Origin of the sequence: Azospirillum sp. B21, from assembly GCF_008364825.1 — a bacterium.
Lineage (GTDB): Bacteria > Pseudomonadota > Alphaproteobacteria > Azospirillales > Azospirillaceae > Azospirillum.
Window position 1 is genome coordinate 182320 of the sequence record NZ_VTTO01000009.1, and the last position, 15787, is coordinate 198106.

Below are 15787 nucleotides of genomic sequence, written 5' to 3' on the forward strand. Positions count from 1 at the left end.
CTTGAATGAACGCGGCTGATCAGCGCGGCTTGAGGGCCTCCACCACCTGGACGTGCCCCTGCAGCGCACCCAGCGTCAGGGCGGAGTTGCCGTTGGCATCCATGCGGTACGGGTTCGCGCCGTGGTCGAGCAGCAGCTTGGCAACCGCCTCGTGCCCGTTGTTGGCGGCATACATCAGCGCCGACCAGCCATAGGCGGTGGTGCGGTCCACCATCACCCCGCGCTGGATCAGCGTGCGCGCCACCTCCTGGTGGCCGCGGGCGGCGGCGGCCATCAGCGCCGTCTTGCCGTCGCTGTTGGTGGTATCGAGATCCGCCCCGCCGTCAGCCAGCGCCCGGACGACCGCGTCATGGCCGCCCCAGGCTGCATACATCACGGCGGTGGCCCCATCGGAGGTGCGCAGATCGCTGCGGGCGCGCCGGTCCAGCAGAACGCGCACCGCGTCGGTCAGTCCCTGTTCAGCCGCGACCATCAGCAGGGTCTTGCCGCTGTCGAGCCGGCTGTCGGGGCTGGCGCCGCCCTGCAGCGTGCGCGACAGCTCAGCCGGATTGCGCAGCAGGGCCAGCACCGATTCGCGATCCTGCAGGCCCGGTGTGGCCTTCACCGGCACAGCCGTGCTTCCGCCCGCCGTTCCGGAACCGCCCATCGCCGGACCGGTATAGGCGCGCTGCTCGCTCGCCGCGCGGATGCGCTCCGCGAGGTCCGGGCTGTTGGGCGAGAGCATCTGCGCCCGTTCGTAGAAGCGCTTGGTTTCCGACCAGTCGCCGTCGCGCTCGGCCAGCATCGCCCAGCGGCGATAGGTGTCCTCCATGGTGGCCAGCAGTTCGGTCGCTTCGGGCGATGCCGGCGCGATCTGGCGGATGCGCTGAACCGTCTCATAGGCGTTGTCGCCGGGCGGGGTGGTCAGGCGCTTGCCGGCGATCTGGCGGCGGGCCTGATCGACCATCATGCGCACGCGCTGCGTGATCTCCGCATCGGGGACGGCCAACTGCGGCACCTGTGGAATCGGCGTGGCGGAAGGCTCCTCCAGCGGCGGCAGCGAGGCGGCCCCCGGCGCCGCTTCCGCATTGCCCGCGGTGGGCACCGCCGGGGCGGCAGCAACGGGTGCGGCAGCCGGCGCCTGGGATTGGGCCGGCGGCAAGGCTGCCGTCTGCACCGGAGCGGTTTGAGCCGGAGCGGACGGCGAAGGCTGGACTGCGCCCTGCTTCGTCACCGTCAGGGTGCCGGCCGGCGGCGGCGCGGCCGGGAGCGCGGCATTGCTTTGCCCGGCCTGGACACCAGGCGCCACGGACGGCTGGGCGGCGGGCGGCGGTGCGGCGGGCGGCGGCGCGGATGGTGCAACCGGCGGCAGGTCGGCGGCGGCATGCTGACCGCCGGCGGGCGGAACATCGTTGCCGACCAGCCCCTGCACCGTACGCTCCACCGCATCGCGCGCCCGGCTCCAGCCCTCCTCGATCATCGCCAGAGCGCGGTCGGGGGAAGCGCCGGGCACGGCGGTGGCGATGGCCGCACCGGCGGCACCCAGCAGCACCAGCGTGGTCAGTGCCGCACCGGCATAAAGCCCGGTCCGGCGCGGCGCCCGCATGGCCCCGACGGGCATGGCGTCCGCCGGTATGGCTCCGGCCTGCATTCCCCTTGCGGCCATCGCGTCGGGACCGCGGTCGCTCCAGTCATACTCTCCCGATTTTCCGTCTCCCGCCCAACCATCCCTCGGCCAATCGTTGGCCGGGGTGGCGGCGGGCTGGGCCGGGGCCTGATGCGGAGCCTGCTGCGGGGCCTGATTCGGACTGCGGCGATCCACCCAGGCCGGATCGGCCTCCTGCACCTGGGGCGGAACCGCCAGCATCGGCGCCGGACGCGGCACGGTCTGCACGGCCGACATCGACGGCAACTCGTCGGGCAGACTGCCGCCCGGCGCCATCCGGTAGATCACGCCCATGTCGCGCAGCTCATCGGCCAGCCCGGCGCGCGCCAGCGTCCCTTCCAACTCCGGCGTGCCGCAGAGAAGAACCTGGAGGAAGCGGCCGGCCGGCGTCTCGGCCCGCGTCAGGTCGACCAGATCGGCCAGCACCGGCGGGGCGAGCACGGTGGCGTTGTCGACCGCCAGCAAGCCGGACCCGGCCAGTTCCAGCCGCTCTTCCAACGCGGCGATCAGCGCGTCGAAATCGCCCTCGCCTTCCTCGCCCGGCGCCAGATCGGGCAGCGCCCCGGCGCCGGCGGCGGCGACCAGATCCTCCACCTCGGCACCGACCGAAGCCGTGACCGGCAGCGCCATCGCGCCATCGGCCTCCACATGCTCCACCAGCTGCCGGAACAGGGCGGGACGGCCCGACCCGGCATCGCCGACCAGCACCAGAAGCCTCTTGCGGGCCAGGAAGGCCAATACCAGTCCATCACGGATTTCGGCGGCCGATGCCGCGGCACCGGCGGAATCGTGAACGGGATCGTGGTGGCCCGGAGCGGCGCGCCGGGCGCGCGAAGTGTGTTTCGGGGCAGAACGGTCCATGGACATCTCAAGACGCCGATCAGTGAAGGAAGCGCTGATGAGACTCTAGTGATGCGTCCCCCAAGCCCCGACAGAGCAAAGGGCGGTAGCCCCCTCTCTTCCGGGGTGGGTGGACTGACCCTTCCGGCACGAACGCGCCGCTGGTCCGCCGGACGGGGGAGGGGTATAGGGTTGCCCCCGAAATCCTCGGCTGAACCCCCATCTGGACGGCGACAGGCATGCGAGTCGGAATCGATTTGGGCGGCACCAAGATCGCCGCAGTGGCGCTCGGCGCGGACGGGGCCGAACTGGCCCGCCACCGCCGCCCCACCCCGCGCGATTACGACGCCACGCTGGACGCCCTGGCGGAGACTGTGGCGGCGCTCGACCCGTTCGGCACCGGCGGCGTCGGCATCAGCCTGCCCGGCATCGTCGATCCCTCCGCCGGGATGGTGCGCGCGGTGAACCTGCCCTGGCTCGCCGGCCGTCCCTTCGCCGAAGACGCGGCGCGGCGGATCGGCCGCCCGGTGCGGATCGCCAACGATGCCAACTGCTTCACCCTGTCGGAGGCGACGGACGGCGCCGCGGTCGGGTCGGCGGTGGTGTTCGGCATCATCCTGGGCACCGGCGTCGGCGGCGGCATCGTGGTGGACGGGCGCATCCTGCCCGGCGCCAACGGGCTGGCCGGCGAATGGGGCCATGCCCCCCTGCCCTGGCGCGAGGAGGCCGACGGCCTGCCGGTGCCCTGCGGCTGCGGCAAGACCGGATGCCTGGAGACCGTGCTGTGCGGCGCCGGGCTGTCGCGCCTGCACCGGCATCTGACCGGGGACGACGGCACCGGCAATGCGGCGGACCCGCAGGAGATCGCCGCCCGTGCCCTGGCGGGTGATCCGGCCGCAGCCGCGACGCTGACACGCCATGCCGATGCGCTGGCCCGTGCGCTGGCCCCGGTGCTGAACCTGCTGGATCCCGACATGGTGGTGGTCGGCGGCGGCCTGTCCGCCCTGCCGGGCCTGTGCGAATCGGTGGCGCAGCGCTGGGGCACCTGGGCATTGGCAGCCGCGCCGCGGACCCGGATGGCCGTCGCCCGCCATGGCGGGGAAAGCGGCATGCGCGGCGCTGCCCGCCTGTGGCCGGAATAAGCCTCACCATTTGGCGGGGCCATTTTTGCGAGATCGGCCGCAACCAACGGTCACGCAGTGGCACGGGACTTGCGCATTCTCTGTTCAGACCGAACGGGGATACGCCCATGATGCGGAAGAAATTGGGGACGCGGGCCACGGGGAACGGCGTCCATTTGCATTTTGCAAACCGGAACGCGACGCGGGCCGGGAAACCGGCGGCACGTTTGCATTTTGCAAATGATCCCGGCATTGGCCAGGGCACCAGCCGTCACCTGGAACATGCCTGCGCCAGCCTGCAGGACGCAGCGGTGGAATTGGAGGCGGTGCTTGCCACGCTGCCCGGCGACGAGCAGGCCGATCTGCATGAGGCCATCGGCTCGATCATGGAGACGCTGCAACTGATCGCCTCGGCCCATTCCCGGCTGGAGCCGCCCATCGCCGCCGACTGAGACGGCGGTCGGGTTCGAACCCGTTTTTCCAAGCCACATGAAAAAAGGCGGCCCGCCGGGACCGCCCTTTTTCGGTTGCCGACTCTTCGATTGCCGACTTTTCGCTCGCCGAGCGGCTCAGCCGGTCACGTCGAAGCCGACTCAGTCGGAAATGGTCTGCCAGAAGAAAAAGACGACGGCGAGGACCATGATGGCGATGTCCATGGGAACGGCTCCTGTGGATTGCAGCGGATGGGCGTGTCGCCGGATTCTATACGACAGTTCGCGACGCGGGTGCAGTGCTTCCGTGCGCCTGCGGCGGTTTTTCACCCCCCGCACCGCAGCAAAGACGGCAACCTGCAGAAAAATGCAGGGAAAATTCTCAGCCCCGCCAATGTCCCACGGTGCCGCTTCGGCCCCTCTCCCAACTTGGAGCGCCATTGGACGCCGGTGCTTCCATCGTAGCATGCACAGGCGCTGCATTCTGCAATGCATTGCATTCAAACGGTTTTCTGGACTCCAGCGATGTCCTGCACGATACCGCGGCAGAGTGCAGGCGTTCACCCTGCGCTTCAAAAGCGCCCATGACCCCCACCATTCGCCGGGCGATTCCCCAAGCAAATCGCAGCGCTATGACTTTTGTCAGGGGTTGCCTTACCAGGGGGCTTTCTGGCAAGAAAAAGGCCGCTGAATACAGCGGCCTTGAGTTTAGGGAGGAAACGCCCAAGAAGGGCGAAGCAGCAATCGCTTGCTGCACTGCAACACTATCAGAACCCGGGGGCACCGCAACCCCCAAAGCCGGCCCCTCCGCGGGGCCGAAGCTTTTAGAAGGGTCTGTTGCAGATCGGCCACATTCAGCCGGTCCTTTTGCCGGAACACAAGCCACCCGTCGTTTCCGGCCGTTACCACAGCAGTGGCGCGCCGGCCCCCGGTCAGCCGCCGCATCCCCTAGGCAGCGGCGCGAGGTTTGTCCCTTGACCCACTTCCCACCCTCAGCATTCTCGGATTTCGACGCCTTCACCGCGGCCATCGGCGACCGCACCCCTGCCCTGTTCCTCGATTACGACGGCACGCTCGCCGCCATCGCGCCACGGCCGGAACTGGCGGTGATGCCGGAGGAGGCGCGCGCGGTGGTACGACGGCTGTCGGCCCTGTGCCCGGTGGCCTTCGTCAGCGGCCGCGACCTGGACGATCTGACGGCGATGGTGGCCCTGGACGATCTGGTCTATGCGGGCAGCCATGGTTTCGACCTGCGCGGACCGGACCTGCGCCGACAAGTCGGCGTCGAGTATGTCCCCGACCTCGACGCCGCCGAACGGATTCTCCGCGACCGGCTGGGTGGAATCGCCGGCGCGCTGGTGGAGCGCAAGCGCTTCGCCATCGCCATCCACACCCGTCAGGTCGCCCCAAACGAAAAGCCGGTGGTCGCGGACACCGTCCGTGCGGTGGCGCAGGCTCAGGCACGGCTGCGCGTGACCGGCGGCAAGGAACTGTTCGAGCTTCGCCCCAACCTGCCCTGGGACAAGGGCCGCGCCGTCCTTGCTCTGCTTGAGACGCTGGGGCTGGAGGGGGACGGCACCGTGCCGATCTATCTCGGCGACGACGAGACCGACGAGGACGCCTTCCGCACGCTGTCAGGGCGTGGGATCGGCATCAGGGTGATGGATGGCCCGGCCGAGACCGCGGCGACCTGGAGCCTGCACGATACGGCGGAAGCCGCGGCGTTCCTGGGGCGGCTGGCGGACTGGCTGGCGGAGGGGTGAGGTTGTTACGGCGGTTGCCCCCTCCCCAACCCTCCCCCGCTTTGCGGGAGAGGGTGCCTTGTGCGAAGCGGCGGCAGTCCCCTCTCCCACCGAAGGTGGGGGAGGGTTAGGGAGGGGGCATTCGCTGGCCGACACCACCCCATTCACTAACCCTAAACCCCCGCCGCCCTATCCTATCCGCACAACAGCCGGACAGCCTGCCATGGACATCGGATCGGCCACCACCGCCACGCCTTACCCGCCGCAGGCCAGCGCCATCGACGGCTTGCAGAACGCTCAGGCCCGCACCGAAGCGGCGTCGGCGGAGATCGCGGCGGGGAACCTTGATCCGGCGGTGGTCCTCGACCTGACCGCCGCCCAGGTGGATTTCGCCGCGAACGCCAAGGTCCTGCAGACGACGCAGGAGAACAGCCGGCGGCTGCTCGACATGCTGGCCTGAAGTCATAAAGCCAGGTCAGCGAGGCTTATTCGGGCCGTAGATCTTCGGCTGGCTGAAGTTCAGGTGATCGAGCAGCCCCTGGGTGGCGCAGCCGTCCACCGGCAGCTTCGCCGCACGTTGATAGGCACGGATTGCGGAGCGGGTCCGCGATCCCATCTTGCCGTCCACCGTTCCGGCATTGAAACCGTGCTCGTTCAGAGCCTCCTGCGCGCCGGAAATGAAGGCCACACGCATCTCGTCCGGCAGATTGTCCGTTTCACAGGCGGCAAAGGCCGGGGTCGCCAACAGCAGGGTGCCGCACAACATGGCGCTGCCGAGCGCCGGGAGAAGACGTCTGTTCATGGATCGGTTGCTCCTGATCGTTGGAGTGGCTGCCTGTTGAAACAGCCGAGCCTAGCCTTCCATTCCGGATCGGCAATTCCGAAAAGGCGCCGAATCGAAAAGGGCGGCCGCAAGCGACCGCCCTTTCCTATGGTTCGACCCGTCAGCCGCCTGCGGCGTGCGCGTCGTCGCTCTGACCCTTGATCCGGGAGGCCAGCGCCGCCTCCAGGAAGGGATCGAGCGCACCGTCCAGCACCGCCTGACTCTGCGAGGTCTCCACGTCGGTCCGCAGATCCTTCACCATCTGGTAGGGGTGCAGGACATAGGAGCGGATCTGGTGGCCCCAGCCGATGTCGGTCTTGGTCGCTTCCAGCGCGGCCGCGGCATCCTCGCGGATCTTCAGCTCCCGCTCGTACAGGCGGGCACGCAGCATGTCCCACGCCTTGGCGCGGTTCTTGTGCTGCGACCGTTCCTGCTGGCAGCTCACCACGATGTTCGTCGGGATGTGCGTGATGCGCACCGCCGAGTCGGTCTTGTTGATGTGCTGGCCGCCGGCGCCCGACGCCCGGTAGGTGTCGATGCGGCAGTCCTTCTCGTTGATCTCGATGTCGATCTTGTCGTCGATCACCGGAGACACCGAGACGGCGGCAAAGCTGGTCTGGCGCCGCGCTTGGCTGTCGAACGGGCTGATGCGCACCAGACGGTGCACGCCGGCCTCGGTCTTCAGCCAGCCATAGGCGTTGTGACCCTTGATCTGCACGGTGGCGGACTTGATCCCGGCCTCTTCACCCGGCGTCTCGTCCAGCCATTCGGCCTTGTAGCCGTGCTGCTCCGCCCAGCGGGTGTACATGCGCATCAGCATCAGCGCCCAGTCCTGGGCCTCCGTGCCGCCGGCGCCGGCATTCACCTCGACGAAGCAGTCGTTCGCATCGGCTTCGCCCGACAGCAGGCTTTCGATCTGCAGCTTGTTGGCGCGGTCGCGCAGGCCGTAGAGCTGGGCCTCGGCATCGGCGACGACGGTGGCGTCACCCTCCGCCTCGCCCATCTCGATCAGTTCCAGGCTGTCGGACAGGTCGCGCTCCAGCGACCGATAGCCGGAAACCGAGGCCTCCAGCTGGGTACGCTCGCGCATGATGGTCTGGGCCCGCGAGGGATCGTCCCAAAGCTTGGGGTCCTCGGCGAGGTTGTTCAGTTCGTCGAGACGCCGCAGTGCATTGTCCCAGTCAAAGATGCCTCCTCAGCAGCGCCAGCGATTCTCTGATCTCGCCGGCGGCCGCTTCGATCTCGGCCCGCATGGCGGTGCCTCCTCGTCAGCCAGAGTTGAAGGGTTTGTCGGCTGCATATGTAGCGGCTCGCTCCCCGGCTTGCACCCCCTTAATGACCGCGAAGCAGGCGGGGACGGTCCCGATCGGGATCCGCCATCGGCGAGGGCTTGCCACTTTCGTGTATGGCCCAGTCCCGGCTTGGCGGTCCTAGCCGTTTGGAATCATCCGCCCGGCCCATTTCAGAGTACGTCCCATATCCGGCCGCACAACCCTACCGCGGCGGCGGGAAATCCCCGAAATCGTGGTTATCTTCGGCTCCGAACTTCGCCTTTCTTGCGCGGTTGCGCGGACGCGCGAGCATCTCTGCCGGGGGCACGATGAGCTTCACCAGCCTGAACTTCCTGTTGTTCATCACCGTGTTCAGCGCCGGTTTCATGGCGCTGGCGCGCACGCGCGCCTTCACGCCCTTCCTGCTGGTGGCCAGTTACATCTTCTACGGCTATTGGGACTACCGGTTCTGCGCATTGCTGGCGCTGAGCACCTTCATCGACTTCTACTGCGGTTTGAAGATCGCCGACGCGCCCGACCGCCAGACCAAGAAGCTGTACCTGTTCATCAGCCTCGGCACCAACCTGGGCATGCTGTTCTTCTTCAAATACTACAACTTCTTCGCCGACAGCGCGGAGATCGCACTCGCATCCCTGGGCGTCGACGTCGGGCGGCGGACGCTCGATATCCTGTTGCCGGTCGGCATCTCCTTCTACACCTTCCAGAATCTCAGCTACGGCATCGACCTCTACACCGGCGAGGTGAAGCAGCCGGAACGGTCGTTGATGCGCTATGCCACCTTCGTCGCCTTCTTCCCGCAGCTGGTGGCCGGCCCGATCGTCCGGGCGCGCGACCTGCTGCCGCAAATCCAGCAGCGCCCGCGCGACATCCCGTTCGAGGAGCGCTTCGCCGGGCTGGAAAAGGTGATCTGGGGCTATTTCCTGAAGATCGGGCTGGCCGACAACGCCGCGGTGGTGGTCGACGCCCGCTTCCACCAGCCGGAGTTCTTCAACGCACTCCAGCATGTGATCGGTCTGTTCTGCTTCTCGCTGCAGATCTACGGCGACTTCGCCGGTTATTCCCTGATCGCCATCGGGCTGGCGCAGATCTTCGGCTACACCATGTGCCAGAATTTCGCCCGGCCCTATTTCGCCACCGGCATGCGCGATTTCTGGCGGCGCTGGCACATCTCGCTGTCCACCTGGTTCCGCGACTACGTCTATGTGCCGATGGGCGGCAGCCGGACGCGCTGGCTGCGCATCCGCAACGTCGTCATCACCATGCTGATCTCCGGCCTGTGGCACGGCGCCAACTGGACCTTCGTCCTGTGGGGGGCGCTGCATGGCGGCCTGATGCTGGTCGAGGACGGCGTGCGCCGGCTGGCCGCGGTCAGCCCGGTGCGCCTCAGCGGCCCGATGCTGGCTGCAGGGCGGCTGGTGATGATCGGACTCGTCTTCATCGTGGTGACGCTGACCTGGCTGCCCTTCCGCGCCGACAGCCTGCACACGGTCTGGACCATCCTGGGCATCATCGCCCACGGCGATTTCGGCCTGCAGCAGGGCAACCTCCAGGCCAGCTCGCTGCTGCGCGTTGCCGTCGCCGGCCTGATCGTGCTGATGGTCGATGCGCTGATCGAGCGCGGCGCCGGCCGCCGCTATGCCGGGACCAACGTGGTGGCGCGGTCGATGGCCTGCTCCGCCCTGATCCTGGTGATGCTGCTGTTCGGCAGCTTCGCCAACCATGCCTTCATTTACTTCCAGTTCTAAAGACCGGACGGAGTTCCTCCCATGTATCGCCTTCTGGCTTGCATCGCGTTGATCCTCGCCACCGTCACGGCGATGGACCGGGTCCTGGCTTCGGCGTTGGGCGACCTGCTTCTGCGCTCCAGCGACCGCTTCATGGCGATCTACCGTCCGGTCGAGCCGCAGGATTTGCCGGCGGCCAAGCCCGACAGGCAGCCGGACGGGCCGGACGAGAAGCCGGGCGCCCTGATGGTCAAGGCGGCGCTCGCCTCCGCCCCCGGTCAGGACGCCCGCTCCGCCCGCGGGCCGGCCGACGTGCTGGTGCTGGGTAATTCGCGGGCGGACAACCACTTTCCCGTTTCCACCCTGCAGGACATGACCTGCGGCCGGGCGCTGAACCTGGGCATGGGCGGGGCGCCGACCGTGCTGTCGGCCCTGCTGTGGGAGGATTACGTCGAGCGGCACGGCGCACCACGCCTGCTGATCCTGGAGCCGACCGGTCTGGTCGACAATCCGCACGACCTCGCCGACCTGCCGCTGCTGGCCTACTACTCGCCGCGCATCGACGCCTTCGTTCGGCAGGAAAACCAGGAACTGTGGATGGCCAACCACGCCTTCCACCTGATGACCTTCAACAACAACCAGACCATGCGGCTGGTCGCCGGACTGCTGAAGCCTGCCGCCGACCGCACGCTGGTGGGCATCATCCCCGAACCGCTGAAGGCGCAGCTCGCCGCCGCGCCGGAAGAGGTGATGACCGCCGCCGACGCCAATTGGCAGGCGCTGGACCGCATCATCCGCAGTGCCCAGGCGCAAGGCACCCGGGTTGCGGTGGTCATCACCCCCTACTTCCCGACTTATGCCGGCAAGCTGAAGAATTTCGACGCCTTCTTCGCCGAGATGAAGAGCCGACTGCCGTCCGGCGTGACCGTGATCGACGCCCGCCGCGCGGTGGACAAGGACGAGCTGTTCATGGACGCCCTGCACGTCAACGAGGACGGCGTGCGCGCGATGTTCGCGGCGCTGGAACCGGACCTGCGCCCGCTCGGCAGCTGTCCGGTGGAGGCCATCGCCTCGCTGACGGCGGCGGGGACGGTGGTAGGGACGGTGGCGGGTACGGTGGCGGGAACAGCCTCCACCCATTGACGAAGGGGGCGCCCGCCAGGACGCCCCCCTCCCCTTTTCACTCAGTAAAGCCCGCCGGTCCCCAGCGTCGCCGCGGCCGGCGGCGCCTGGACGCCCGGCTGAGCGCCGTCGAAGCCTGCGTTCGGATCGCCCATCATGGCGCCGGCCCCCTGGACCGAGCCGTCCAGCACCATCTGCGGCTGGTCCGGGTTGGGTTCGGTGCCGGGCAGGAAGGCCTCCCAGATGGCGCGGCTGTCGCCGGGCTGGGCCAGTTGGCCGTTGGCAGGATTCACGCGGACGAGGCGCAGGCCAGGCGGCACGCGGAAGGGCGTGGCCGGCTTGTCCTTCAACGCCACCTGCATGACGTCCTTGAACACCGGCACCGCCGCGGAGCCGCCGGTCTCGCGGCTCCCCAGCGAGCGCGGCTGGTCGAAGCCGATGTAGGTGCCGACCACCAGATCGGGCGAGAAGCCGACGAACCACGCATCGTGGCTGTCGTTGGTGGTGCCGGTCTTGCCGGCCAGCGGCTTGCCCAGCGACTTCAGCGACGCGGCCGTGCCGCGCTGGACCACGCCTTCCAGAATCGAGACGATCTGGTAGGTGGTGCGCGGGTCGTTCACCTGCTCGCGGGTGTCGGGAACCGCGGGGACGGCCATGCCGTCCTTCCAGGCGACGTTGGTGCAGCCTTCGCAGGCGCGGTTGTCGTGGCGGAACACGGTCTTGCCGTTGCGGTCCTGGACGCGGTCGATGAAGGTCGGCACCACCCGTTTGCCGCCATTGTCCAGCATGGCGTAGGCGGTGGCGAGCCGCAGGACCGTCGTCTCGCCGGCGCCCAGCGACATCGGCAGGTAGGGCTGAAGGTTGTCGACGATGCCGAACTTCTCGACCAGAGCCTTGACCTTGTCCATGCCGATCTGCTGGGCCAGCCGGACGGTCATGACGTTGCGCGACTTTTCGATGCCGACGCGCAACGGGGTCGGGCCGTAGAATTCGTGGCTGTAGTTCTCCGGCCGCCAGACCGGCTGCCCGCCGCCCGGATCGAAGGCGAAGGGCGCGTCCATCACCAGCGACGACGGGGTGAAGCCCTGGTTCAGCGCCGTCAGATAGACGAAGGGCTTGAAGGAGGAACCGGGCTGGCGCAGCGCCTGGGTGGCGCGGTTGAACACGCTCATGGCGGGAGAGAAGCCGCCGACCATCGCCAGCACGCGCCCGGTGTGGGGATCGAGCGCAACGAGGCCGCCCTGCACCTGCGGGATCTGACGCAAGGCGTAGCTGCCCGGCGGCAGTTCCTTCGCCGCCGCCTGGGCGCCCTTCTTGGCCGGCTTCTCGTCCTCGTCCTTGGCCGCCGGGCCGCTGATCGCCTCGACCAGCAGGATATCGCCCAGCTTGGCGACGTCCGACGGCTTGCGGATCGCCGGCCCCACGGCCTCGCCCTCCTTGGCCGCGCGGGCCCAGCGCAGTTCCGACAGCGGGATGCGTCCGCGGCTGCCGTCGGCCACACCGATGTCCAGCCCGTCCGCCTGATCGTCCTTCAACACGACGGCCAGCTTCCAGCCCTCGGAGCCCCCGGGCGGCGGCATGGCGGCCAGCTTCTTCGGCCAGTTGTCGAAATTCTCCATCTTCGCCACCGGCCCGCGCCAGCCATGGCGGCGGTCGTAGGCGACCAGCCCGTCGCGCAGCGACTTGGTCGCCGCCGCCTGCAGCTGCGGGTTCATCGAGGCGCGCACCGACAGGCCGCCCTCATACAGCGCCTGCTCGCCATAGAGCTTCACCAGCTCGCGCCGGATCTCCTCGGCGAAATACTCGGCGGTCACCACCTCCTGCTCGTCGCGCCTGCGGGTCTGCAGCGGCCGGGCCTGGGCGGCCTTCGCCTCGTCGGGCGTGACGTAGCCGTCCTCCGACATGCGGCCGATCACCCAGTTGCGGCGGGCGACGGCGGCATCGTGCTGGCGGTCGGGGTTGTAGTTGGAGGGCGCCTTGGGCAAGGCCGCCAGGAAGGCGACCTCCTCGATGCTCAGCTCGTCCAGCGCCTTGTTGAAATAGTTCAGCGCCGCCGCCGCCACGCCGTAGGAGCGGTTCCCCAGGAAGATCTCATTGAGGTACAGCTCCATGATGCGGTCCTTGGTGAAGGCCCGCTCGATGCGGACCGCCAGGATCGCCTCCTTGATCTTGCGGGCGAAGGATACCTCGTTGGTCAGCAGCATGTTCTTGGCGACCTGCTGCGTGATCGTGCTGGCGCCGACCGGGCGGCGGTCGCGGCCGAAATTCTCGATGTTGGTCAGGATCGCGCGCAGGATGCCGAGCGGGTCGACGCCCTGGTGGGCGTAGAAATTCTTGTCCTCGGCCGCCATGAAGGCGTTGATGACCTGCCGCGGCATGGCGTCGATGGGCACGAAGATGCGGCGTTCCGACGCGAATTCCGCCATCAGCCGCCCGTCGCCCGCATAGATGCGCGTGGTCACCGGCGGCTCGTAGTTGGCCAGCTTGGTGTAGTCGGGCAGGTCCTGGTCGTAGTGGTCCAACAGGAAGACCAGCCCCCCGGCACCGGCAAGAGCCAGCATTACGAAGGCCATCAGCAAGGACAGAAGAAGGCGCATGACCGATCCTGCAAGAAACGACGAACGGCGCGACCGGCACCGTCCCGTTTCCGGGATGCGGAGCGCAAGGCGCGTCTGACTGGGCGGCGCATCCTACACCGCCGCGATGCGAAGTGCCGCCCCCGTTCCCGTCATGTCAGGAAAATGTGACGCGCAGAGGGCGCCCGCGAAAAAGTGCCCGCGCGGAGGGGGTAAGCCGCCCGGCCAGGCCCCAGCCTCGCAAGCCCGACCCGGCAAGCTCAGCTCCGTTGGGCGCCGTGCAGCCAGCGGAAATAGGCGTCGATGGTGCGGGCCAGCCCGCGGCCCAACCGTTCGCGGTGCGCGGCGGAGGCCAGCAGCCCGGCATCCTTGCGGTTCGACAGATAGCCCATCTCGACCAGCACCGACGGCACGTCGGGGGCCGTCAGCACGGCGAAGCCGGCCTGCCGGTGCGGCTTGCTGGGGATCAGCGGCACCTCGCGTCCCAGACTCTGCAGGGCCAGCGTCGCGAAACGCTTGGAATGGTTCTTCGTATCGCGTTGGGCCAGATCGATCAGGATGTTGGCGACCAGCGGGTTCTCGCCCGACAGGTCGAGCCCGACCAGCGCGTCGGCCCGGTTTTCCTTGGCGGCCAGCATCTCCGCCTCGCGGTCCGACGCCTTGTCCGACAGGGTGTAGATCGACAGGCCCCGCATGTCGCCGCTGCTGATGCTGTCGGCATGCAGCGAGATGAACAGGTCGGCCCCGGCCTCGCGCCCGATGGCGACGCGGTCGCGCAGGCGGATGAACACGTCGGCATCGCGGGTCAGCCTGACACGGTAGCGGCCGGTCGCCTCCAACTGGCGCTTCACTTCCCTGGCGGCGGCGAGCGTGATGTCCTTCTCATAGATGCCGCCGACGCCGACGGCGCCGGGGTCCTGGCCGCCATGGCCCGGGTCGAGCACGATCAGCGGCTTTTCCGCCACGGTGGGCGGTTTGCTGTCCGGCAGCGGCGGGGCGGAGGGCAGCGCGGCCGGAATCAGCTGCGCCGGTGGAATCGGCGGCAGCGGCGCGAAGGGCGGCGGGACGGAGACGATCCCGCTGGCTGGCGGATCGTCCTGAGGAGATGGCGCCGGAGCAGGAACAGGCATCGGGACGGTCATCGCCGACGCCACGACCGCACCCATCGTCAGCTGACCCTTGCCGGACGCCGTGCCGGACGCCGCCCCCGCTCCCATCTTGCCACCAGATACCGCTGCGAGGTGGCGGAACTCCGCCGCCGTCGTCTTTTCCAGGTCGAGGACGAGGCGCGGCTGGCGGCCGTCGCGCGGCGGGATCATGTAGCCTTCCCGCAGCTTGGCCGGACCGACGGTCTCGAAGGTCAGGCGCGTCCCGCGCGGGCCGCCCGCCGCATGGTGGTAGCGCGCGACCACCCCCTTGCCCTCAACCGGCAACGATCCGCCGGGCCAGACCAGATCGGGCAGATCGACGATGATGCGGTAGGGATCGGCGGCCAGCGACACGCTGAAGGACACCGGGTCGCTCACCTCCAGCACGAAGCGGGTCTTGTCGGGATGGATGCCCAGCCGGGCATCGACCACCGCGGTGCGCGGCGGCGGGGACGGCAGCGCCGCCGTGGTCTGGGCGGCGGCGGTCTGTGCGGCAGGAAGGCCGGCAAGAAACACCAGCGCCAGCAGGACCGGCAGCACCGCGCCCAGCGCACGCGCAAGCCCCCGCGTCACGGCGCCGCGCCCGACCCCGCACTTGGGATGGGCGGCAGTCGGCAGGCGGTCGGGCATGGCGGCGGGCGGCGGGCTGGGCGGCCGTTGCATCGTGTCTCCCCGGTGGCGGACGGCGGGCGGACGACCAGCTATAGCCCAGCCAATTCAACGCCCTCAACGCGGAACGTCACAGCCGGTCTCAATTCCGGACCGGGGTGCCGTTCCTGCAACAGTGACCGCGCGCCCCGCCGCCGCGGCCATCCCGGCAGCGGCCCGACTCGCGGTTCCGGGGGAAAGTCGCGCTTACGCTTCCCCGGGACGAACTTGTTCGCCGAATCGGCGCATTTCCGCGTTGTGCAAGAGGGATCGCTTGTCTATGGTATCTTTGCGACAGACCGCAATTCGCCAGATTCGGGTCGGACTCCCAAGGTGAGCGCCGATTCGCTGATCCCCGGAACTCGATTCCATCGATCCGGAGGTCAGCCGATCGTCGGTCACGGGGCCGTCCAAGGGGCTGCGGCGTCGCCTCCGACACCGCCTGTCCGGCCATCCGCGCCGGAGGGACGTCGCGGGGTGGCGCGTTCGGATTGGCGGTGAGAGGACGAAACCTCGAAGCTGGCTGTGGCCGCAAGGCGGCAGCCCGGCGCGTGTCGACCGGGCCGTCCTGGCTGCTCTCGTCAGCGCCGTTCGGCGGTTCCGGTCCGTCGTGCCGTATGCTTCGCCCACAACAGACGCTGCGTCCAGGCGGCCCGACCGGTCGCGCGGGTTCCC

General features: G+C 68.7%; 12 protein-coding genes. 6 read left to right on the top strand and 6 right to left on the bottom strand.

The genetic code is table 11. The features are described from left to right. Positions 1-19: 19 nt before the first annotated feature. Positions 20-2506, bottom strand: coding sequence for an ankyrin repeat domain-containing protein (locus FZ983_RS21500; protein WP_149225530.1), 2487 nt, complete (start codon positions 2504-2506; stop codon positions 20-22). Between the two features lie 218 nt (positions 2507-2724). Here FZ983_RS21500 and FZ983_RS21505 point away from each other — a divergent pair, with 218 nt between their 5' ends. Further along, positions 2725-3627 (top strand): ROK family protein, encoded by a 903-nt coding sequence (locus FZ983_RS21505; RefSeq protein WP_149225531.1) that lies wholly within the window; start codon positions 2725-2727, stop codon positions 3625-3627. 206 nt (positions 3628-3833) lie between these two features. Continuing rightward, positions 3834-4058, top strand: coding sequence for a hypothetical protein (locus tag FZ983_RS21510; protein ID WP_247883896.1), 225 nt, complete (start codon positions 3834-3836; stop codon positions 4056-4058). 141 nt (positions 4059-4199) lie between these two features. Here FZ983_RS21510 and FZ983_RS21515 read toward each other — a convergent pair whose 3' ends face one another. Then, a complete protein-coding gene (locus FZ983_RS21515; RefSeq protein WP_149225533.1) occupies positions 4200-4478 on the bottom strand; it encodes a hypothetical protein in 279 nt (92 codons plus the stop codon). A 533-nt stretch (positions 4479-5011) separates the two neighbouring features. On the opposite strand from FZ983_RS21515, the gene otsB reads away from it, so the two are divergent. Next, positions 5012-5800 (top strand): trehalose-phosphatase, encoded by a 789-nt coding sequence (gene otsB, locus FZ983_RS21520; protein WP_149225534.1) that lies wholly within the window; start codon positions 5012-5014, stop codon positions 5798-5800. A 202-nt stretch (positions 5801-6002) separates the two neighbouring features. Next, a complete protein-coding gene (locus tag FZ983_RS21525) occupies positions 6003-6239 on the top strand; it encodes a hypothetical protein (RefSeq protein ID WP_149225535.1) in 237 nt (78 codons plus the stop codon). Between the two features lie 15 nt (positions 6240-6254). On the opposite strand, the gene FZ983_RS21530 is transcribed toward FZ983_RS21525, so the two are convergent. Further along, complete coding sequence (locus FZ983_RS21530) at positions 6255-6581, bottom strand: peptidoglycan-binding protein (RefSeq protein WP_149225536.1); 327 nt, start codon at positions 6579-6581, stop codon at positions 6255-6257. A gap of 142 nt (positions 6582-6723) precedes the next feature. Further along, positions 6724-7855, bottom strand: a protein-coding gene (prfB, locus tag FZ983_RS21535; protein WP_149225537.1) for a peptide chain release factor 2 whose coding sequence is annotated in 2 segments (ribosomal slippage) — positions 6724-7785 and positions 7787-7855 — 1131 coding nt in all. Because the reading frame shifts where the segments join, the coding sequence is not laid out codon by codon here. A 347-nt stretch (positions 7856-8202) separates the two neighbouring features. Between prfB and FZ983_RS21540 the strand changes: the two genes are divergently transcribed. Together FZ983_RS21540 and FZ983_RS21545 are read left to right on the top strand one after the other, a co-directional pair. Next, positions 8203-9639, top strand: coding sequence for an MBOAT family O-acyltransferase (locus FZ983_RS21540; RefSeq protein WP_149225538.1), 1437 nt, complete (start codon positions 8203-8205; stop codon positions 9637-9639). Positions 9640-9660: 21 nt separating this feature from the next. Then, positions 9661-10761 (top strand): hypothetical protein, encoded by a 1101-nt coding sequence (locus FZ983_RS21545; protein ID WP_149225539.1) that lies wholly within the window; start codon positions 9661-9663, stop codon positions 10759-10761. 41 nt (positions 10762-10802) lie between these two features. Here the strand turns inward: FZ983_RS21545 and FZ983_RS21550 are convergent, their stop codons facing one another. Both FZ983_RS21550 and FZ983_RS21555 read right to left on the bottom strand, forming a co-directional pair. Further along, positions 10803-13337: a penicillin-binding protein 1A gene (locus FZ983_RS21550; RefSeq protein ID WP_149225540.1), complete on the bottom strand. Its 2535-nt coding sequence runs from the start codon at positions 13335-13337 to the stop codon at positions 10803-10805. A gap of 239 nt (positions 13338-13576) precedes the next feature. Next, a complete protein-coding gene (locus tag FZ983_RS21555; RefSeq protein ID WP_149225541.1) occupies positions 13577-15127 on the bottom strand; it encodes an N-acetylmuramoyl-L-alanine amidase in 1551 nt (516 codons plus the stop codon). Between the last annotated feature and the right edge of the window lie 660 nt (positions 15128-15787).